Source organism: Lysinibacillus sp. RU7, assembly GCF_057837305.1.
Genome location: NZ_JBYQFK010000034.1, coordinates 18,919 through 40,575, shown reverse-complemented (window position 1 = coordinate 40,575; position 21,657 = coordinate 18,919). Strand labels below are relative to the sequence as shown.

20 protein-coding genes are annotated in these 21,657 nt (G+C 39.2%); 10 read left to right on the top strand and 10 right to left on the bottom strand.

The genetic code is table 11. The features are described 5' to 3' along the window. Positions 1–101: 101 nt before the first annotated feature. The 7 genes from AC3II9_RS19270 (at position 102) to AC3II9_RS19240 (ending at position 10,875) form a co-directional block, all read left to right on the top strand. Positions 102–1,448, top strand: a complete 1,347-nt coding sequence (locus AC3II9_RS19270; protein WP_489158066.1) for a hemolysin family protein — start codon at positions 102–104, stop codon at positions 1,446–1,448. 76 nt (positions 1,449–1,524) lie between these two features. Beyond that, positions 1,525–2,424 carry a cation diffusion facilitator family transporter gene (locus AC3II9_RS19265; RefSeq protein ID WP_489158064.1) on the top strand — a complete coding sequence of 300 codons (900 nt, stop codon included), beginning with the start codon at positions 1,525–1,527 and terminating at the stop codon, positions 2,422–2,424. Positions 2,425–2,621: 197 nt separating this feature from the next. After that, the gene (locus AC3II9_RS19260; RefSeq protein WP_489158062.1) at positions 2,622–3,086 is read left to right on the top strand and encodes a GNAT family N-acetyltransferase; all 465 of its coding nucleotides are present in this window, start codon (positions 2,622–2,624) and stop codon (positions 3,084–3,086) included. 35 nt (positions 3,087–3,121) lie between these two features. After that, complete coding sequence (locus tag AC3II9_RS19255; protein ID WP_489158060.1) at positions 3,122–3,625, top strand: phage tail protein; 504 nt, start codon at positions 3,122–3,124, stop codon at positions 3,623–3,625. A gap of 19 nt (positions 3,626–3,644) precedes the next feature. Further along, complete coding sequence (locus AC3II9_RS19250) at positions 3,645–4,136, top strand: phage tail protein (protein WP_489158058.1); 492 nt, start codon at positions 3,645–3,647, stop codon at positions 4,134–4,136. A gap of 21 nt (positions 4,137–4,157) precedes the next feature. Continuing rightward, a complete protein-coding gene (locus AC3II9_RS19245; protein WP_489158056.1) occupies positions 4,158–4,694 on the top strand; it encodes a phage tail protein in 537 nt (178 codons plus the stop codon). A gap of 160 nt (positions 4,695–4,854) precedes the next feature. Then, on the top strand, positions 4,855–10,875 hold the full coding sequence (locus AC3II9_RS19240) for an InlB B-repeat-containing protein (RefSeq protein WP_489158055.1): 6,021 nt from the start codon (positions 4,855–4,857) through the stop codon (positions 10,873–10,875). Positions 10,876–11,049: 174 nt separating this feature from the next. Here AC3II9_RS19240 and AC3II9_RS19235 read toward each other — a convergent pair whose 3' ends face one another. The 9 genes from AC3II9_RS19235 to AC3II9_RS19195 all read right to left on the bottom strand — a co-directional run bounded on the left by AC3II9_RS19235 (position 11,050) and on the right by AC3II9_RS19195 (position 18,692). Further along, entirely contained in the window at positions 11,050–11,265 is a 216-nt protein-coding gene (locus AC3II9_RS19235; RefSeq protein ID WP_489158053.1) for a hypothetical protein, read from the bottom strand. Between the two features lie 40 nt (positions 11,266–11,305). After that, positions 11,306–12,241: an ABC transporter permease gene (locus AC3II9_RS19230; RefSeq protein WP_489158051.1), complete on the bottom strand. Its 936-nt coding sequence runs from the start codon at positions 12,239–12,241 to the stop codon at positions 11,306–11,308. After that, entirely contained in the window at positions 12,228–13,136 is a 909-nt protein-coding gene (locus tag AC3II9_RS19225) for an ABC transporter ATP-binding protein (RefSeq protein ID WP_489158049.1), read from the bottom strand. Before AC3II9_RS19225 ends, AC3II9_RS19230 begins: the two co-directional genes overlap by 14 nt. Further along, a complete protein-coding gene (locus AC3II9_RS19220) occupies positions 13,137–13,835 on the bottom strand; it encodes an ATP-binding cassette domain-containing protein (RefSeq protein WP_489158047.1) in 699 nt (232 codons plus the stop codon). A gap of 6 nt (positions 13,836–13,841) precedes the next feature. Further along, positions 13,842–14,198: a GntR family transcriptional regulator gene (locus tag AC3II9_RS19215; RefSeq protein ID WP_489158045.1), complete on the bottom strand. Its 357-nt coding sequence runs from the start codon at positions 14,196–14,198 to the stop codon at positions 13,842–13,844. Beyond that, the gene (locus tag AC3II9_RS19210) at positions 14,195–14,965 is read right to left on the bottom strand and encodes a hypothetical protein (RefSeq protein WP_489158043.1); all 771 of its coding nucleotides are present in this window, start codon (positions 14,963–14,965) and stop codon (positions 14,195–14,197) included. The genes AC3II9_RS19215 and AC3II9_RS19210 overlap by 4 nt, the downstream gene beginning before the upstream one ends. A gap of 156 nt (positions 14,966–15,121) precedes the next feature. Further along, positions 15,122–15,772: a response regulator transcription factor gene (locus AC3II9_RS19205; protein WP_489158042.1), complete on the bottom strand. Its 651-nt coding sequence runs from the start codon at positions 15,770–15,772 to the stop codon at positions 15,122–15,124. A 13-nt stretch (positions 15,773–15,785) separates the two neighbouring features. Further along, complete coding sequence (locus AC3II9_RS19200; protein ID WP_489158040.1) at positions 15,786–16,895, bottom strand: GAF domain-containing sensor histidine kinase; 1,110 nt, start codon at positions 16,893–16,895, stop codon at positions 15,786–15,788. Positions 16,896–17,147: 252 nt separating this feature from the next. Continuing rightward, entirely contained in the window at positions 17,148–18,692 is a 1,545-nt protein-coding gene (locus AC3II9_RS19195) for a GNAT family N-acetyltransferase (RefSeq protein WP_489158039.1), read from the bottom strand. Positions 18,693–18,859: 167 nt separating this feature from the next. On the opposite strand from AC3II9_RS19195, the gene AC3II9_RS19190 reads away from it, so the two are divergent. From AC3II9_RS19190 to AC3II9_RS19180, 3 genes are read left to right on the top strand one after another with little or no spacing between them, the layout of a single operon-like run. After that, positions 18,860–19,285 carry a disulfide oxidoreductase gene (locus tag AC3II9_RS19190; protein WP_489158037.1) on the top strand — a complete coding sequence of 142 codons (426 nt, stop codon included), beginning with the start codon at positions 18,860–18,862 and terminating at the stop codon, positions 19,283–19,285. 1 nt (position 19,286) lies between these two features. Continuing rightward, positions 19,287–19,754, top strand: coding sequence for a thioredoxin family protein (locus tag AC3II9_RS19185; RefSeq protein WP_489158035.1), 468 nt, complete (start codon positions 19,287–19,289; stop codon positions 19,752–19,754). A gap of 57 nt (positions 19,755–19,811) precedes the next feature. After that, positions 19,812–20,645 carry an RluA family pseudouridine synthase gene (locus tag AC3II9_RS19180; protein WP_489158033.1) on the top strand — a complete coding sequence of 278 codons (834 nt, stop codon included), beginning with the start codon at positions 19,812–19,814 and terminating at the stop codon, positions 20,643–20,645. A 47-nt stretch (positions 20,646–20,692) separates the two neighbouring features. Here the strand turns inward: AC3II9_RS19180 and AC3II9_RS19175 are convergent, their stop codons facing one another. Continuing rightward, the gene (locus tag AC3II9_RS19175) at positions 20,693–21,523 is read right to left on the bottom strand and encodes an aldo/keto reductase (protein ID WP_489158031.1); all 831 of its coding nucleotides are present in this window, start codon (positions 21,521–21,523) and stop codon (positions 20,693–20,695) included. Positions 21,524–21,657: the final 134 nt, after the last annotated feature.

The window sequence follows — 21,657 nt, the reverse complement described above, 5'->3', positions numbered from 1 at the left end:
TTTCTTTGAAATATTTTATGATTATGTCATTAACATTTTTTCTCATAGGAGGTGTACTCTTTACTTATCTCGCCCATTCGCGCCATAAGTAAAGGACATATTTGGACGTAGACATAGTTGAGCTAACCATAAGGTTTGGAGCATTCGCTCTATTAATTGCCGCTACGGCATTTTTCGTTGCAACTGAGTTTGCAATAGTTAAAGTAAGAACGACTCGTATTGACCAGCTTGTAGCTGAAGGAAACAAAAAAGCTATAAAAGCCAAAAAAGTGATTTCAAACTTAGATGAATACTTATCTGCCTGCCAGTTAGGTATTACCATTACCGCTTTAGGTCTCGGTTGGTTAGGTGAGCCAACATTTGAGCTAATTCTTCATCCATTATTTGAAATACTTGGATTAGAAGGTCGTGTTACGTCACTTCTTTCATTCATTATTGCATTTGCACTCGTAACGTTTTTACACGTTGTCGTAGGGGAATTATCACCGAAAACGCTCGCAATTCAAAAGGCAGAGGCTGTTACGTTAAGCTTAGCAGGACCGCTTATTTTATTCCATAACATCATGTATCCGTTTATCCGCACGTTAAATGGATCAGCACGTGCTTTAACAGGCTTGTTTGGTTTAAAAATGGTAGGTGAATCAGAAGAAGCCCATTCTGAGGAAGAGCTTCGTATGATTTTATCGGACAGCTTAAAAGGTGGCGAAATTAACCACTCCGAATACGAATACGTAAACAGTATTTTCGAATTCTCTGACCGTATTGCGAAAGAAATTATGGTACCTCGAACTGAAATTATTAGTATCGAAAAAGATTTAACATTACGCCAAGTATTCGAGGTCATGGGTGTTGAGCAATATACACGTTACCCAATTATCGATGGCGATAAAGACCATGTAATCGGTCTTGTGAACATGAAACATTTACTCACTGCTTATATAAAAGACCCAACAAATGGGAATAAATTAATTACGGACTATATGCAACCTATTATTCGCGTCATTGAAACGATTCCAATTAGTGATTTACTATTAAAAATCCAACAAGAACGTATTCATATGGCCATTTTAATGGATGAATATGGCGGTACGTCAGGGTTAGTCACAATCGAAGATATTATCGAAGAAATCGTAGGTGATATTCAAGATGAGTTCGATGAAGACGAAATTCCTGAAGTACAAGAAATTGCAGAAGGAAAACACTATATTGTCGATGCGAAAATGCTACTGCAAGAAGTAAATGACCTTCTAGGTACACCTATTGAAGACGAAGATATTGATACAATTGGCGGCTGGTTCATGACACAGCATTTCGATGCGGTAGAGGGTGACAGTATCCAAGCTCATGGTTATGAATTTAAGATTAAAGAGCTTGATGGACACCACATCCTTTACCTTGAAGTGACAAAGATTCCTGAAACAGCGACAGAAAAAGACATCTTAGAATAATTTTGCATACGTTAAACGGCTCTCGCATTAGAGAGTCGTTTTCGTGTCTTTAGAACTTTTGTAAGGGGGAAACATTTTGGAGCTATATACAAACTTACGTGCTGGGGAAAAAGGTGCTTGGCTATCCATTGGTACATACATCTTTTTAAGTGCGATGAAATTAATTGTCGGCTACCTTGGTATGAGTGCTGCCTTAAAAGCGGACGGGCTAAATAATACGACTGATATTATTGCCTCCATTGCAGTGCTGATTGGCTTACGTATTTCACAAAAACCACCTGATGTAAACCATCAATACGGACACCTGCGTGCAGAAACAATTGCTTCTCTGGTCGCTTCATTTATTATGATGGTAGTCGGTTTGCAAGTACTATCCACATCGATTCGTGGATTATTTCAACCGATTGAAGAATCACCTTCTATGCTAACGGCTATTGTAGCCTTATTTAGCGCACTCATTATGTATGTGGTCTATCGGTATAATTTAGCACTTGCCAATAAAATTAAAAGCTCTGCTGTTCGTGCAGCCGCTTATGATAATCGTTCTGATGCCCTTGTAAGTATCGGTACGGCCATTGGTATTTTCGGTGCCATTTTTGGTTTCCCGATTATTGATACGGTTACAGCGTTAATTGTTGGATTAATTATTATCAAAACAGCGATCGAAATTTTCTGGGAAGCAGTTGTGACACTGACAGATGGTTTTGACGCAGAAGAAACAGAAACACTCAAAAAATTAATCGCCAATGTCGATGGGGTCATTGACTTACTAGATTTAAAAGGGCGCTCACACGGCAATATGAGCTTTGTTGATGTAACTGTTACAGTAAATCCAAACTTAAATGTCATCGAAAGCCATACGATTAGCGATACAATCGAAGCAACAGTACAACGTTTTAACCCGCACTGTATTGTACTAGTCCATATTGAACCGCATTACATTACAACGGCCGTTGAAGAAGATTACCATTTCTAAAGAAATAAATAGATACTTTTACAAAAGCGCTTGTAACGCACATTTTTTATGTGCGACAGCGCTTTTTTTCTTTTTTGCACCTCTAAACCACCTCCTATGCTTGAGAGTTTTTTGAGAGTTTTCATTTATATAATAGAAATGTAAAAAAAATATATTTTACTAATTTCCACACAAAACATATAGAAAGAGGATGGTCTATGTTACAAATAGTAGAATCTCAGAAGCAAGAAGATGATTTTCTTTACAATTTATTCGTTTCCACACGCATCCATGAATTTGTAGGGTCACCCTTACCTAAGCAACAAATACAGTCTCTACTTCGGATGCAATATAATGCACAAACAATTGCTTATAACCGTCAATTTCCACAAGCCCAGCATAGATTTGTTTATGTCGAAGGTATCTGTATCGGCAGGATTATTACGGATATAAGCAACGAAGGCATCCATTTAGTGGATATTTCACTGTTACCTCAATACCGTGGGAAAGGTTATGGGACGGAATTAATAAAAAGGCTTCAGCAATTTTCTATGGAGAAAGGACTTTCTATTACGCTACACGTTTTACAAGGAAATCCAGCAATAAATTTGTATTTGCGTTTAGGTTTTTGTATAACGGAGGAAGTTTTGCCTTATTTGACAATGAGGTATAGAAATGTCTAGAAACAAAATATTTAGTTAAATGGAGGGAATTTAAATTGGCAGATGCATATGTCGGTGAAATTCGGATGTTTTCTGGAAATTATGCGCCACAAGGCTGGGCGTTTTGTGATGGTTCTATACTTTCGATAAATGAATATGAAGCCTTGTACTCACTAATTGGAACAACGTACGGTGGCGATGGAAGAACAAACTTTCAATTACCAGATTTAAAAGGCAGGGTACCAATCCATACCAACGCTACTTATCCGCTCGGTGGTAAGGGCGGCACAGAGACTGTAACGATAAATCAAGCACAGTTACCCGCACATACACATACAGTTAATGTCTCTGAAGTAGATGGCGTTATTGATTCGCCTATGGGAATGGTTTGGGCTAAAACGAGTGGGTACTCTAATTATCTTGCTAGTGGTACAAAAGTTCCGATGAATATTGCTACAGTTTCAACAGTCGGGGGCAACAATTCTCATGAAAATATGATGCCCTCGTTAACAATTTCTTTCATTATTGCTTTACAAGGCTATTATCCGTTCCATCCATAAAAGAGAGGGGAGTAAAATTATGGCAGAACCGTTCGTAGGTGAAATTAGAGTGTTTCCATTTAATTTTGCGCCAGTTGGATGGGCACAATGTAATGGACAAATTTTAAATGTCAATCAAAATCAAGCCTTATTTTCAATACTTGGATATAAATATGGTGGGAGTGGTAATACATTTGCTTTACCTGACTTACGGGGGCGTGTCCCAATCAATTCACCTACTCAGGTAGGCTTAAGTCAAGGAGAAGAAACTCATATTTTAACAATTAATGAAATACCGAAACATACCCATATAGTCAATGCTTCATCTGATCCAGCTTCAAGTACAACACCAGGGGTTAACGTATGGGCAAGTAAGTCTAATATGTATCAACAATATAATACTCCACAGGTTGTAATGAACATGGAAGCATTATCAAGTGCAGGGAGTTCACAAGCTCATAATAATATGCAACCATATTTAACGTTGAATTTCTGCATCGCAACTACTGGTTTTTATCCATCACGTAGTTAATAAGTAAGAGGAGGAAATAATATGGATCCATTTTTAGGGGAAATTCGAATTTTTACCGGTAACTACCCTCCAGTTGATTGGAAATTTTGTGATGGTTCAAAATTACCAATATCTCAAAATCAAATTCTGTTCTTGATAATTGGAAATAAGTTTGGAGGGGATGGGATAAGTGACTTCGCTTTACCCAATTTAAATAACAGAGCGCCAATGGGGCAAGGGGTTGGAATCGGATTAACACCTAGAGTATTTGCTGAGCAAGTAGGAATACCCGCAGTGACCCTCGATGAGAAGCAGATTCCTGCTCATACTCATACACCTGCTGGATTATCTGAAAAAGGTGACGCAAATAATCCGACTGGTGCATTCTGGGCTGTCGGAAACACAGGAAAAAATAAAACCGAAATTGAACTTTACGCCCCTAATATTAATGTTCAAATGAGTCCATTAGCCCTAGGTGTAAGTGGAGATAGTCAACCACATAATAATATGCAACCATATTTAGCGGTTAGTTTTATTATTTGTGTACAAAATGGGATTTATCCTGTAAGACAACAATAATAGGGAGTTGGTTGAATGAATGCCAAAATTTATACGTAAACATCTTTATAATGTGATGATGTTATTTGTTTAAATTGTCCTATTCCTATCAACTTATTTTACCAAATACAATTGTTCTCAACTTTGTTTGGTGAAAAATTTATTGAAAGGAGAAAGTCATTTGATAAGAAAAGTATTTTATTTATTTATGGTTTTTCTTATTTTAGTCGGATATCTGCCTAATAGAAATTGGGTTGGGACCCAGGTTGCAGCGGCAACACAAACTACCTCGCTAACAGGCAATTTAGATGGTACGAAGCAATTTAAAAGATTGGAATTCCCTCATGAAAATGTAGGTAATATCTTTTGGAATATATATGGCCCAAATGAACTGTCTGTGATTAAAGATGAGAATTATAACTACTATATTCAATATATAAGTCCAAGTGTGTCTGGCACATATTCAATTAAAGTTACATCAACGACGCTACAAAAGTCTGAGGATGGGATTGAAAAGGATACAGCCTTGTTCTTATACAAGGATTCATTTGACCCTAACAATCCAAAAACAAACTTATTAAAAGCTAATGATGATATAGCTGCGAGCAATTATTTATCTCATATCCCTTCTATTCAGATGGAGGCTGGAAAAAACTATATCATCGTGATGACAAGTTACTTTGCCGATGATAGCGGGACGGCTGATTTTGAAATAACTGGACCAGGGTCTGTAAGTAATTCTGATACTTCAATTAGTACAGACAATACACCACCAACCCTAGGAAATAACGGGATAATTAGCGCATCAACAATTACTACATCAAGCTTGACATTAGACTGGACAAAAGCAGCAGACAACAACACAGCACAAGCAAATCTTGAGTATCGAGTCTATCAATCTACTTCTAACAATATCGACACAGTTAGTAATATTGAAGCTAATGGGATAGCGTTAGGGGCAGGATTCACGAAAGATATGAATCAATTTGATATAACTGGTTTATCACCGAGTACAACTTATTATTTTAATATTATTGTTAAAGATAAGGCTGGTAACAAAAGTGCGTATACAATGAAACAGGTGACGACAACTAATCATGCTAGTGCCCCATCCGTTACAACAACAACAGCAACAAATATTACAGCGACAGGAGCAACGGCTGGAGGAGATGTGACAGCTGATGGCGGTGCGACAGTGACAGCGCGTGGTATTGTATACGGAACAACGGCCAATCCAGAAATTGGGGCAACAAATACTACATTCGTACCAGCAAACGATGCAGGTACAACGGGTGTATTTTCAGTAGCTTTAAGTCATTTAACAGCAGATACAACTTATCACTACCGAGCATACGCAACAAATTCTAAAGGCACAGCATACGGAGCTAACCAAGTATTTACAACCTTAGCTCCAACAAGCTATACAGTCACTTTCAATAGCAACGAAGGCTCATCAGTCACAAGTCAAACCGTACTTGAAAATGGCAAAGTAATGAAACCCGTAGATCCGACAAAAACCGGCTATACGTTTGATGGGTGGTATAATGATGCAGACTTAAACACAACGTATGATTTCAGCACGCCTGTCACAAATCATCTAACTTTATATGCAAAATGGAGCCCAATTAAAGCAGATGTAACCGTAACGATTGGAAATGTAATTGCGGGTAAAGAGCAAACCGTTGAAATTCCTGTATCAATTAATGAGCCATCTACTGGGATAGGCGCTTATGGAATGCAAATTAATTTTGACCCAACCGTTATTGAAGTTGAAGAGATAATTTCTGCTAAGCCTGATGATCTAGGTTTCAATTCAAACATCGTTAATGCACAAGGTTATGTAAGGATAGCCTGGGTTGATTTTACTGGAGGAGATGCTCTGTTAGCATCTGCTACACAATTATTCAGTATCAAATTAACAGTAAAAAGCAATGCTGCTCTAGGAATAAGCCACTTAACTATTATTGATAAGACAGATAGAGACAAACTGGAGTTTGTTGATGGAAACGCTGATGATATAGCAACGGATGTTGACTTTGGATCTGTCACTGTTGTAAATGGCTATAGCATCGATTTTGATTCTAATAATGGAAGTAAAGTAGCTAGTCAAACGGTGCTTGAAAATGGAAAAGTAACGCAACCAATAGTCCCGACAAAAAACGGCTATACATTTGATGGGTGGTATAGCGATGCAGAATTAAACACAGTATTTGAGTTTAGCACGCCTATCACAAGTAACCTCACTTTATATGCGAAATGGACGCTCGTTCCTACTTATTCTGTTCTTTATGATGATAACGGTAGCACGGGTGGTACAGTGCCAGTAGATAGCGGGGCGTATGCAAAAGACGCAACCGTAATGGTGAAAGGCAACTCCGGTAATCTGACGAAAACCGGCTATACATTCACTGGATGGAACACGAAAGCGGATGGGACAGGCACGGCCTATTTACCAACTGCATCACTGACAATCGGTGAGGCAAACGTAACCTTATACGCTCAGTGGACAATCAATCAATATGATGTAACGTTCGACACAAATGACGGTTCTACAGTCAATAAAATAACCGTCGACTTTAACAAACAACTTACGGCTCCGACACCACCGATAAAAGCGGGTTATACATTCGCTGGCTGGTATAGCGATGCTGAATTAAACACAATATTTGAGTTCAGCACGCCTATCACAAGCAATCTCACTTTATATGCGAAATGGACGCTCGTTCCTACTTATTCTGTTCTTTATGATGGCAATGGTAATTCGACAGGCTCAGTACCAATCGACAGCGGGGCTTATATGAAAGATGCTTTGGTTAAAGTGGCTAGTAACTCCGGTAATCTGACGAAAATAGGCTATACATTCACTGGATGGAACACGAAAGCCAATGGAACCGGCACGGCCTATTTACCAACTGCATCACTGACAATCGGTGAGGCAAACGTAATCCTATACGCTCAGTGGACAATTAATCAATATGATGTAACATTCGAAACAAATGAAGGTTCTACAGTCAATAAAATAACCGTCGACTTTAACAAACAACTTACGGCCCCCACACCACCGACAAAAGTGGGCTATACATTTGATGGCTGGTATAGCGATGCAGAATTAAACACGGCATTTGAGTTCAGCACGCCTATCACAAGCAATCTCACTTTATATGCGAAATGGACGCTCGTTCCTACCTATTCTATTCTTTATGATGATAACGGTAACACAGGTGGTACAGTACCAGTAGATAGCGGGACATATGTAAAAGACGCAACTGTAACGGTGAAAGGCAACTCCGGTAATCTTACGAAAACCGGCTATACTTTCACTGGATGGAACACGAAAGCCGATGGGACAGGCACGGTCTATTTACCAACTGCATCACTGACAATCGGTGAGGCAAACGTAACCTTATACGCTCAGTGGACAATTAATCAATATGATGTGACTTTTGATACAAATGGTGGCTCCACGCTGCCACCAGTCAAGGTCAAGTTTAATCAGACACTTACACTTCCTTCACCACCAACAAAAACCGGTTATACGTTTGACGGTTGGTATAAGGATGTAAATTTAACGAATAAATTTGATGCTACAGTACCGATTACAAATCACATGACGCTCTATGCGAAATGGACAATCAATCAATACGATGTAACGTTCGACACGAATGGTGGTTCCACTGTCAACAAAATAACGGTCGACTATAACAAACAACTTACCGCTCCAACACCACCGACAAAAGCGGGTTATACATTCGCTGGGTGGTATAGCGATGCAGAATTAAAAAATGCATTTGATTTCAGCACACCTGTCACAAGCAATCTCACTTTATATGCGAAATGGACTGCCCTTTCTACCTATTCTATTCTTTACGATGGTAATGGTAGTTCAACGGGCGCAGTGCCAGTAGATAGCGGGGTATATGCAAAAGACGCAACTGTCACGGTGAAAGGCAACTCCGGTAATCTCGCAAAAGCAGGTTATACATTCACTGGGTGGAACACGAAAGCTGATGGAACTGGTACTACGTATTTACCAACTGCATCACTAACAATGAGTGATGCAAACGTCATTTTATACGCTCAATGGACAATCAATCAATATGACGTGACGTTCGACACAAATGGTGGTTCTACTGTCAATAAAATGATTGTTCAATATAACAAACAAATTACTGCTCCAACACCACCAACAAAAGTGGGTTATACATTTGCTGGGTGGTATAGTGATGCAGCATTAAAAAATGCATTTGATTTCGGCACACCTGTTACGAGTAACCTCACTTTATATGCGAAATGGACTGCCCTTTCTACCTATTCTATTCTTTACGATGGCAATGGTAGTTCGACGGGCGCAGTGCCAGTAGATAATGACAAGTATGCAAAAGACGTAACTGTAACGATTAAAAGCAATTCCGGTAATCTCGCAAAAGTTGGCTATACATTCACTGGTTGGAACACAAAATCCGATGGGACTGGTACTACGTATTTACCAAATGCAACACTGACAATGGGTGAAGACAACGTTATGTTATACGCTCAATGGACAATCAATCAATATGATGTAACATTCAACACAAATGGCGGCTCCCAAGTGCAAGCAATAAAGGTCAAATACAATCAGACACTTACACTTCCTTCACCACCTACAAAGGCTGGTTATACTTTTGATGGTTGGTATAAGGATGTAAATTTAGTGACTCCATTTAATCTAACAACACTAATCACAGGCAATATGACCTTGTATGCAAAGTGGACGCAAAACGTTCCAGAGGATTCTTCTAATTCAACATCAACACCAACAACTCAGCCAACGACAGAGGAAATTGTTGTCGATGTTGTTGATGATAAAAACCCTGATGAATTACTCGTTCGTACACCGATTACACGCACAAAAGAAAATGGTCTTGTTAAGGATGTAGTGACATTTTCACCCGAAAAAGCATCGGAATCGGTTGAAAAGCTAGCAGGAAAAGAATCAAAGGTTTCAAGAATTGTTATTCCAGATAGTAAGGATGAAGTATCTGAAACGACAATCAATGTGCCTAAAGTTGCTGTTTCAGTACTAAATAATGGAGAAACAAGCCTTTCGATTCGTACAGTAAATGCAATGATTTTTATTCCAAACACTTCGTTCAATACTTTTACAGATGACCTATATTTCCGCGTCGTACCAGTGAAGAAGGAAGAAGAACAAATCGCCATTGAAACACGAGCGAAACAAGAGAAAACAATAAAAGAAATAGTAAAAGCAGACAACGCAACGATTGAAATTTTAGGTCGTCCGATGACAATTGAAACGAACATGCAAAATCGACTAGTCACGCTGACATTGCCTTTACCGACAAACGTAACACAGGAACAACTCAATAATTTAGCAGTGTTTATTGAGCATAGCGATGGTACAAAAGAAATTTTACAAGGGAGAATCGTAACCTTCGCAACAGGTGTTCAAGGTATTGAATTTGATGTGGAGCATTTCTCAACATTTACAATTCTTTCTTTAGAAGGAGCCGCAAACTATTTTGCAGATTTAAATGGGGATACAGTTGAACAAAGTGGAAAACATATTTCTTACATTCAAGGCTATGCAGATGGGACTTTCCGTCCAAATGCAGCGATTACACGTCAACAAATGGCAGCAATGCTTGCCCGTCAGCTCACAAAAAATGAAATACCAAAAGCTAATCATAGTAGATACAGCGATATGAGCTCTGCATGGGCAAAAGATGAAATTGAATATGTCCGTTCGATAGGGATCATGACTGGCACAACAACTGATACATTTGCGCCAAACAGCAAAATTACGCGTGCACAAATGGCAGCCATTGCGGTGCGTTGGATTGATAAGCAATGCACTGAAAATCCGAAAACAGCACTGTATTGTACCCCTATACAAGCAGCAAAAATGTATACAGATGTCCCTCATACACTATGGGCAGCACAATATATTGCCCGTATTTCTGAAATGGGGATTATGACAGGTATGGAAGATGGGACTTTCCGTCCGAACGAAACATTGACACGTGCACAGGCAGTGAAAGTGTTAAACCGCCTCTTCAATCGTGGACCAATGACAGAAACAATCTCAGACAAATTTTCAGACGTCACACCGCAACACTGGGCACACTACGAAATTCAAGAAGCAGCGATTGACCACGACTATACAATCGTTGATGGACAAGAGCATGTACAGCACGAAATCTAAAAATCATTTTAGAGACAACAACTAGAGAACTAAAAAACGCAAGAATGTTCATTTAACAGCATTCTTGCGTTTTGCTTTTTAAATAGATTCGAATACGAGGACTTCAATAAAGTGACAACCCTTTCTTATCCACCAAAAAATGCGAAATGAGTTTTTATGCCCATTTCGCATTTTTTATTTTCGGTTCTGTTCCCGACGCTTTTCTTGTTCGCGCTCCATTTTCATGCCTTTCCAGCGTACAATCATTCCAATAATGACAAACACCCAACCAATTGCGATAAAAGCATATTGTAGTGGTTTGTTTTCAGGTGGAATCACCCCGAAAATAGCTGCTGCAATCACAGTCATCCCGGACACCGATATGAGCAATCCTGCCATAACAATATTCATAGTAGCACCTCTATTAACTTCATAGGTACATTATACATGATTAGGCTGTGACGTCACGCTTCATAAAGAACGTAAAGGTAATGACTAAGAATAGTACCGCATAAATTACATTCATCGTTAAAGAGAATGATAATGTTAAGCCTTCAATGATTGGCGAAGATCCTGTTGCATACTGCGTTAAATCTGTATGCGTAATCCAAATGTATTTCGCAATCTCATATTTACTTAACAGCATCACTACTGTCGCACCCATAAACGAAATAAATAACGTTAACCCAACAGCAAGTGAGCTTGAACTAAAGACAGAGCCAATCATAAACGCAAGGAAAATCGACATGAAGAAATCACTAAACGATAACGCGAGCATTTCAAAGTAGTTCCCCCAGACATTCACTTCTTTCACGGCACCGTCCACGACTTCAAGCGGTGTTGACGCTGTTGTCCCCCATAGAATGACACCGACAAGTGCCGAAAAGGCAAGTGTCACAACATAAATGAATAACCCATAGAAAATGGTTGTCACAAGTTTTGATAATAAAATTTTCCATCTCGCGACTGGACGTGTTAATAACATTTTAATTGTCCCTGTTGAGAATTCACTTGAGACAATCCCTGCTGCTACCACAACGGCAAAGATGGTAATAAACATTCTTGATAAACTTAATTCAAAATTCATAAAACTATCAATTGTCGTAGCCATTTGAGGCGGAATATCCTGTTCCATACGATATTCATTCATTAATAGTAACTCTTGGAAATAGACTTTATCTTGTGCTGTTAGCGTCTCATCTTGTAGCATATTTTGATATTCTGCATTTTCTTGCTGTAACGTTTCTTTCCAGTTATCATTAACCGGCTCATCGTAGTATTTCATCATGGCTGCTGGGCCCACAACAAGCAATAGCATAATAGCAAGCATCACCCATGAGCTTTTCTTTGCCCATAATTTCATCCATTCATTTCTAACGTATTTCATCAATCGCACCTCCACCTGTCATTTCAAGGAATTGATCTTCTAATGTTTTTTGTGTTGGTTGTAATGCATAAATATCTAATCCCGCTGCAGTTAGCTCTTTTACTAATGTAGGCACTTGCTCTTTATTTATCTCTACAGCAAACCCGTCTCCTTGCTCTTCCACTGTGTAGGATGCAAGCATTTGTGCAAGCTGCTCTTTTGGTGTTGCCTCGATATAATACATGCTCGTTTCTACACCGTTCATTTCGCGAATATCAATCAATGTCCCGTTTTGAATGACAGCAATACGATCACACATAAGCTCAATTTCAGATAATAAGTGACTCGACACCATCACAGATACGCCTTCTGTTTGTGCAATTTGACGAAGGTACATACGAAACTCTCGGATACCGGCTGGGTCCAGACCATTTGTTGGCTCATCCAAAATTAAAAACTTCGGACGATGTAATAATGCCTGTGCAAGCCCTAGCCGTTGACGCATCCCGAGGGAATATGTACTGACCTTTTCATGAATGCGCTTTTCAAGTCCGACCTGACGAACTACCTCGTCAATCCGCTCCTTTGTTACTCCGTTATGCATACGTGCAAAATGTACTAAGTTTTTATAGCCTGTCATAAACTTATACATTTCAGGATTTTCAACAATTACGCCTACTTTACTAATGGCTTCTTCATAATTAGACGCAAGGGATACCCCATCAATGATTACTTCTCCTTCTGTTGGATACATCAATCCCGTCATCATACGAATAGTCGTCGTCTTCCCTGCACCATTTGGGCCAAGAAAACCTGTAATTTGTCCCGGATAAAACGCCAAGTCGAGGGATTTAATAATTTGCTTCCCTTTAATGGTTTTTGATAATTTTTTTAACTCTACAACTGGTTTTGTCATTTAATCCACCTGCTTTTCATAAAGTGATTTCATCCACTGCACTGCATCTTCTCCACGCTCATCACGAATAAGCTCCAACTCTTCCATCGCTCGCACTTGCCCATTTTGCAATAAAATCAATTGATCAAGTACTGGCTCCACCTCATTGACTTCATGTGTAGATAAAATAATCGATTGTGTTGCTAAATCGACAAAGCGAATGAGTCCTTTAATGAGCGCCTCTCTTGCTAGCGGGTCAAGCCCAGCAAAAGGTTCATCCAATAGATAAAGAGGTGTCTCCCTCCCTAAAGTTGCCGCCATTTTCACACGACCACGATTTCCTTTGGATAGCTTTTTTAGTTTTTCTGTTGTCGGCACTTGTAAATGCGAGGCAATCACATGTGCCTTGTCAATCGAAAAATCGTCAAATTGCTCGGTATAAAATTGAAATACCTGCTCACCTGTATAATTTTCATAAAACAAATCAATGTCTGGCTGGTAGGCAATTTTATTGGCTAAACGGCGTGTTACCTGTTCACCATCTAATGTAATGGTACCTGTCGTTGGTACAAGTAAGCCTGCCATTAACTTTAATAGTGTAGACTTGCCGCTCCCGTTCTCCCCTATAATCCCTACCATTTGCCCACTTGGAATAGTGAGCGTCACATTATTTAATATGTCCACACTTTTATAGCGAAACGATACATCCTGTAATTGCATAACGCTTTACCCCTTTTTCTTTAACACTTCAAGCATTTCCTCCGTTGAAAAACCGAGCGATTGAATAGCTGTAATGAATTGAGTAGCCACTTGCTCCTTCATCTCTTCTCGCAAATGCTTAATGCGCTCTTCATTTGTTGTAATAAATGTACCCTGTCCCCGCCTTGTTTCGGTCATTTCCAACATTTCCAACTCCTTATATACCCGTTGTACTGTGTTCACATTAACCCCAGATTCAATAGCATACTCTCGCACAGAAGGCAATTTATCCCCGGGCTTTAAATCGCCTCTTAATACTTCACCGCAAACTCGCTCTACTAGCTGCAAATAAATTGGCTTATCCTTTGCAAAATCTTGCGTCATCGTGTAATCACCCTCTCAATCCACTTACTCGCCACGATAAAGCAACCTACTAGTAAAACGATTGAGAATAATTCCTCCATCACATATACATGACCTATAATCAAAGCTTCGCTTCTATATATAGCCGGGAAAAATTTCTCTAAAGGCGCTAAAGAGACCTCTCCAACATACATTATTTTTCCATATTTTTCCGATTCTGTCCATTTAACAAAAATATAAATAGATAGGAAAAAGGAAATGCCCGTTACGACAATACTAGCTAGACCAATATAGCGTTTTAATTGTAAATAAATTGCGTAAAACACTAATGCCGTCACTGTAAATAAGATGACAAAGAGAAAAGCCAATAACACATACATCATGTGGAAAAAGATTAATTGGTACATCTCCCCCTGTAGTGCATCACCTACGAAATAGCTTGCCAGACCGTAAATAAAGCTTAAAGCTGTTGCCCACATAACCGAAAAACATAATTTCGCTCCAATTAATGTCGTAATCTTTCTCGTACTATGAAGCCATATTTCCTTCATTTTTATGTCTCGTCGAATACTCAGGATAAATTGAATCGTTGCAACCAAATATAACACCGTCATCCCCATAAAGATTGCCGTTAAACGCACATCACTTGGTGAAAGCACTAAATTTAATAGGCGATCTGCATATGTTGGTAATACGCCGATAAAGAAGGCACCTGCAAAAATGAGTAAAATCAACCATAACTTATAATTGTGCCACTCTTTCTTGACCAAACTCACAAACTTTTTCATCCTGTAAACTCCTCTGTTCTAGTGTACTATTTAAATAGTACACTAGAACATTCATCGAAATCAAGTTTTTTACATATAAAAGGAAAAAGCGAAGCGGACACTATGCCGCTTCGCCTTTATTTGCTTCATTTCAGGATTCACTTGCCTACTCAACCATTATTGTAGCCCGCTGCCTTCCGTTAACCCATGCTTCACTGCATACAATGCGGCTTGTGTACGATCCTGTACTTCTAGTTTTGTAAAAATATTAGATATATGTGTTTTTACCGTTTTTTCTGTCACGAATAGTGAGGAAGCAATTTCACGATTGCTTTTCCCTTTCGTCAGCTCCGCCAATACATCCTGTTCCCTTGGCGTTAATGGATTTAGCACATGCGGTAAGTTTTCCTCTGCACGTAATCCTTCCTCTAGCTGTGTCGTCGCTTCAGGATGGATTGTGTTTTCGCCACGCATAATCGTCCGAATCGATTCAACAAGTTCATCTGGCTCAATATCTTTTAACTGATAGCCAGATGCCCCTGCTTCTAACGCTGGCAATACATGATCTTTATCCGAAAAGCTTGTTAGCATTAAGATTTGAACGTGAGGCCACTTTGTTTTTATTTTTTTCGTTGCTTGAATCCCGTCCATCTCTGGCATAACTAAATCCATTAATACGATATCTGGTTTTAATGCCTCAACCATCCCTATTGCTTCAAGGCCATTTTTCGCCTCTCCCACCACTTCAATATCTTTTTGTGTTTTTAGGAAAAATAGTAACCCCCGACGCACGACATGATGATCATCCGCAATTAATACGCGAATCATCGAATCCCCCCTTCTAGTATGGCAAACGAATTAATAGTTCTGTTCCTTTTCCGAGTTCGCTTACCCAGTCTGCTGTACCACCAATTGCTTTTGCCCGGTCTCGAATAGATTGCAAGCCAATGGATAAGAGCGCTACATTCGAATCAATTACAAATCCTCTGCCCTCATCTTTAATGACGAGTAGTACATCTGTTGGTGTGACCGTCATAAAAATATCCGCTTCTTTCACCCCGGCATGCCGGCGTACATTATTTAATGCTTCCTGTGTCATACGAAACAGTGCTTCTTCTACACGAGACGGAAATTGAAGTACACCTGAAACACTGACATTTAACTTTAAACCTAACATCTCTGCGTAGCTTTTAATGGCCTCGATCAGACCACTTTCTAACCCGCGCGGACGTAGCTGCCAAATGAGTGCCCTCATTTCATTTAATGCTTCCTGCGTTAAATTTTGAATCTCTTTAAATGTTTCTTTTATATGTGCGTCATCCGTCATTTCAATGCCTGCCCTTGATGTTAACGTCACCGAAAACAGTAATTGGTTGACCGAATCATGCAAATCACGTGCTAAACGATTTCGTTCTTGGACAAGTGCAATTTCTTGTTGCTCATTCACAAGTAAAATCCGTTTAATCGCTGAACCTAGCTGAAAGGCAACAGATTCTAAAAGCTCTAAATCTTCCTCTGAAAAACGCACTGTATTTTTCGATGCAACATTTAAAATGCCGAATCTTTCCTGACCTGATTGTAGCGGTACTGTCGCATGATGTGTGATACCCTGTGGATCTCCAACTTCCGCTTCAATCGCTGCCTCAATACGCTGACATTCAATAATATTGGATGCACGCTTTAACTCATCTTTTCGGTACTTTGACACACACCAGCAACCACCTTTACGTAAATACTCGCAGCTGTTAAATGCCAGTGCTTCTGGCAGGTGTTCATGTACGACAAGCTCTGGCTTTCCTTTTTCATTAATAAAGAAAATCCACCCTGTATCAAATTTCGTACCCGTTAAAAATTTATGTAATGCTCCTTTTAGCATCGGAATCATTTCTGTTTCTTCATTTAGCAATTCTGCAATTTCTTTTAAAATCGTAATATTCGAATGGTCGTTCATCGCTTCCACCCTTTCTATTTTTTATCATATCATAAACAAATTGCGGGACGAGTTTGAAAGGTTCTCATTTTCGGCTATGAAATATTTCTTTGGGTGAGACGGGTTTTTATTTTGCTCGCATAGCTACCCATTTTGACCGGATAGCTCCACGTTTTGCTCGTTCTATATATTTATGAAAATTTACTCACGTGCCATTCACATAAACAGATCCAAAAAAATTGCCCTATAAGCTTTCACCTATAGGACAATGCTTCACTCTTCTTTTAAATAATCTATTCTATATACATCATGACGACGGTCTTTTAAATGTTTTACGGTGCCGCCTTGACGTTGACGCCGTAAGATTTCCAAATCGACATCCCCAATGAGTACCATTTCTACATTTGGGTTCGTCTCCCCTACGATCCCGTCTCGTGCAAATTCAAAGTCACTCGGTGCGAAAATCGCAGACTGCGCATATTGAATATCCATATTTTCTGTTTCTGGCAAATTGCCGACTGTACCAGAAATGACTGTATAAATTTGATTTTCTACTGCACGCGCTTGCGCACAATACTTGACGCGTAAGTAACCATGACGATCTTCTGTACAAAATGGCGTAAAAATAATATTAGCCCCCATATCTGTGGCAATACGAGCAAGCTCAGGAAACTCAATATCATAACAAATTTGAATCGCAATTTTCCCACAATCTGTGTCAAATACTTCTACAATATCGCCACTTGAGATGCCCCACCATTTTCGTTCATTCGGTGTAATATGAATTTTATACTGTTTTTCAATCGTACCATCTCGTCGGAACAGATACGCAATATTATAAATTTCCTCGTCCTCTTCCACTACAAAATGTGAACCGCCGATAATATTGACATTATAGCGCACCGCCAAATTCGTAAATAATTCAATATACTGCGGGGTAAATTCCGTTAGTTTTCGTATCGCTTGTGATGGAGATTTCTCATGCAAGAAAGACATGAGCTGCGTCGTAAAAATTTCTGGAAATACCACAAAATCAGCTGCCGCATCTGAGCCCACATCCACAAAGTACTCACACTGCTGCGCAAAATCATCAAAGCTGCTAATTTTTCGCATCATATATTGCACAACGCAAATCCGGACCGGATAGCTCGTTTTAAAATGACGCTTTGACTGCGGTTTATAATCAACATTATTCCACTCCATTAATGTTGCGTACTTCCCTGACGCTTTATCGTCTGATAAGTAATTAGGGTTAATGCGCATCAATATAAAGCCGTTCATCATTTGGAATGTTAACACCGGGTCATACACTTTATGACGACTCACAGCATCGACATACTCACGCGGACTCATTTCATCTGCATGAAGATGATAATTTGGGATTCGTCCCCCAATAATAATGGATTTCAAATTCAATGACCTTGCTAAATCTTTTCGGGCCTCATACAGCCGTTGCCCAACCTTCATCCGACGAAAATTCGGATGCACCATAACTTCAATGCCATATAAATTGTAACCATCTGGGTCATGATTTGTAATAAAGCCATTATCCGTAATATCATTCCATGTATGACGGTCATCATATTCATCAAAATTAATCCGAAGACTTGAGCAAGAGCCAATAACTTTCCCCTCAAATTCTGCTACCATTTGTCCCTCTGGAAAAATCGTTAAATGGCTATATAAATGCGCTCTCTCCCAAGGGACCATACCCGGAAACGATAAGCGCTGGATTTCTAAAATGGCCTCAATATCATCAAACTCCATATGACGAATAACCATCTTCTTTTCAAATTGTGCCATATTTAGTTCACTCATTTTTCACACTCCTTCTACCTATTTACCTAAATGAAATACCTTTAAATCGAAAGAATTTACATCTCAAGCATGACCCTCTATAATCAAGAAAGAATTAACAAGATACAACTCAGCCAAATTAAGTGAGGTTGCGTTATAAATTACAAAAAATAACCGAGGTCTTATTTATGAACAAAAAAATGGAAAATAGCTTGCTAGCGATTTTTTCTGTGTCGCTCATCGCTACGTTAGGATCATTGTATTTTTCAGAAGTACGTGGCTATATCCCGTGTGAAATGTGCTGGTATCAACGTATTTTAATGTATCCGATTGTCATTATTTCAGCTGTAGCGTACATACAAAAAAATGCACGTATCGCTTTAACGACAGCCGTATTTGCTTGTATAGGTGGTAGTATTTCACTTTATCACTACGGCATTCAAAAAATTACGTTTTTACAGGAAAGTGCTCCTTCTTGTGGACAAGTTTCTTGTACAGGAGCATACATTAATTGGCTCGGCTTTATTACAATCCCGTTCCTTGCACTTACTGCATTTATCATCATCGCGGGTGTTAGCTTTTATATGTTAAAGGGTTTAAAGGAGGAAAAATAACTTGAAAAAATTAGGTATTATTGGCGCAGTCGTCGTATTATTATTTGGAGCTATGCTTGTATTACAAAGCCAATCAAATTCGAGTAAGCTAAAAAATAACCCATATGGTACAGAGAATTTACAGCAATCAACTATTGATTTATTAGATGATGAAAACTATCAAAACATTATTTTACCGGAAGATTTACAGAAAAAAATCGACTCAGGTAAAGAGGTTTTCGCTTACTTCTTCAGCCCATTGTGTGGGTATTGTAAACAATTCACGCCAAAGTTAATGGCTGCTGCTAAAGAAGAAGACGTTCAAATTGACCAATTAAACGTGTTAGAGTTTGAAAATGCGTGGACAACGTATGACCTAAAAGGAACACCAACGTTAATTTACTTTGAACATGGTGAAGAGGTTACACGTTTATATGGCGACCATAGCGAAGCTGAGGCACGCGAATTTTTCGAAAGTGTAGGAAAATAATCAATGTAGGGTACCCTTCATAGTAAGGGTACTTTCTTTTTGGGAGGGAATATAACGATGTTTCAATATGAAATCGTACGCGACGGTGAAACGGTAGAAGAGCTACTTCGTAACGAGTGGCGACTAGGTAAAAAACAAGTACATGAATTACGTATGGCAAAGGCGATTACGAAAGACGGTGAACCGGTCAACTGGAAGGAGGCACTACCGAAGGGCACAAAATTAACATTTTCTTTTGAGATGCCCACTTCCAATTACAAACCAACACAGAGCTGTCATCTTAATATTCGTTATGAAGATGAGCACTGTTTAATTGTATCGAAGCCAAAAGGAATGGCGACACATCCGAATGAAGCATCTGATGTAAATACTTGCATGAATCATGTAATGGCACATATTCAAGCAAATGGTGGCACATATGCGGAGCATGTTCATCGTCTCGATCAAGGAACAAAGGGCTTACTCCTCGTGGCAAAGCATCCGATTGCGAAGTCTGTTTTTGACCGGATGATTGAAGAAAAATCCATTATTCGCACATACGAAGCCGAAGTACAAGGCAATATTCGATCAGACAGCGGTACAATCAATGCCCCTATCGGCAAAGACCGCCATCACAATACACGCCGCGTTGTATCAGCATCAGGTCAACATGCGATTACCCATTATGAAGTCATCAAACGCTTCAAAGGGACATGCGTCGTTCACTTAGTGCTAGAGACAGGTCGAACACATCAAATTCGTGTTCATCTAGCACATCTCGGACACCCAATTGTTGGCGATACAATGTACAATGCACGCCAAACAGCTAGTGGTGATTATGAGCTACATGCCATTCAATTACAATTCACACATCCATTTCTAAATCAAATTATTACGGTGAAGGATCAATAACCAAGCATAAAAAAGAAGCGCTAAACATTTGTAGCGCTTCTTTTTCATTAGAAATCAAAGTGGAAGTTATCTGGATTTTTACCAAAACGTTGGTTACGATTTAAGTGATTGATTTTTACGATGTCTTCAGTTGAAAGTTCAAAATCAAAAATATCGGCGTTCTCTTCAATACGAGCTGGTGTGACCGATTTTGGAATGACAAGAATGTCATTTTGGATGTGCCAACGTAGTACAACTTGTGCCGCTGATTTACCATACTTTTCACCGATGTTCACAATCGCTTCATCTTGTAAAACGCCACCTCGTCCAAGCGGTGACCAAGCTGTGACTGCTATTCCTTGTTCAGCGCAAAATGCACGTAAAGGCTCTTGTGATAAATACGGGTGTGCTTCGATTTGATTGACCATTGGTGGGATTTGGGCCACTTTCATCACTTCTTGCAAATGTGCCTCATGATGGTTCGATACACCAGGTACACGAATTAATTTCTCCTCGTATAAACGCTCAATGGCACGGTACGTATCAGGATATTTCCCCTCTACTGGCCAATGCGTTAAGTATAAATCTACATAGTCCATGCCTAGCTTTTTCAATGATACTTCAAATGCACGTAATGTATTGTCATAGCCTTGGTCAGTATTCCACACTTTCGTTGTCACAAAAATGTCTTCACGTCGTACACCCGAATGGCGAATCGCCTCGCCTACTTGCTCTTCGTTATAGTAAAGAGCAGCTGTATCAATCCCTCTATATCCAACGTCTAATGCCTTTGTAATGGCTTCAACTGTTTCTTGTGGATCTGTCATTTTATATACACCAAGACCTAAAATGGGCATGTCCACACCGTTCGCTAATTTCTTTGTAGATTGTAAATTCAAGCTTCTCACTCCTTTTTTCTCACTATTTCTATTATAACAATTTTAGGCAACACACAAAAATTTAATAAAAATAGTTGCATTTACTCTAAAAAACGAATATTATATAAAATGTTTTTAATATCGTTCGTGTTTAG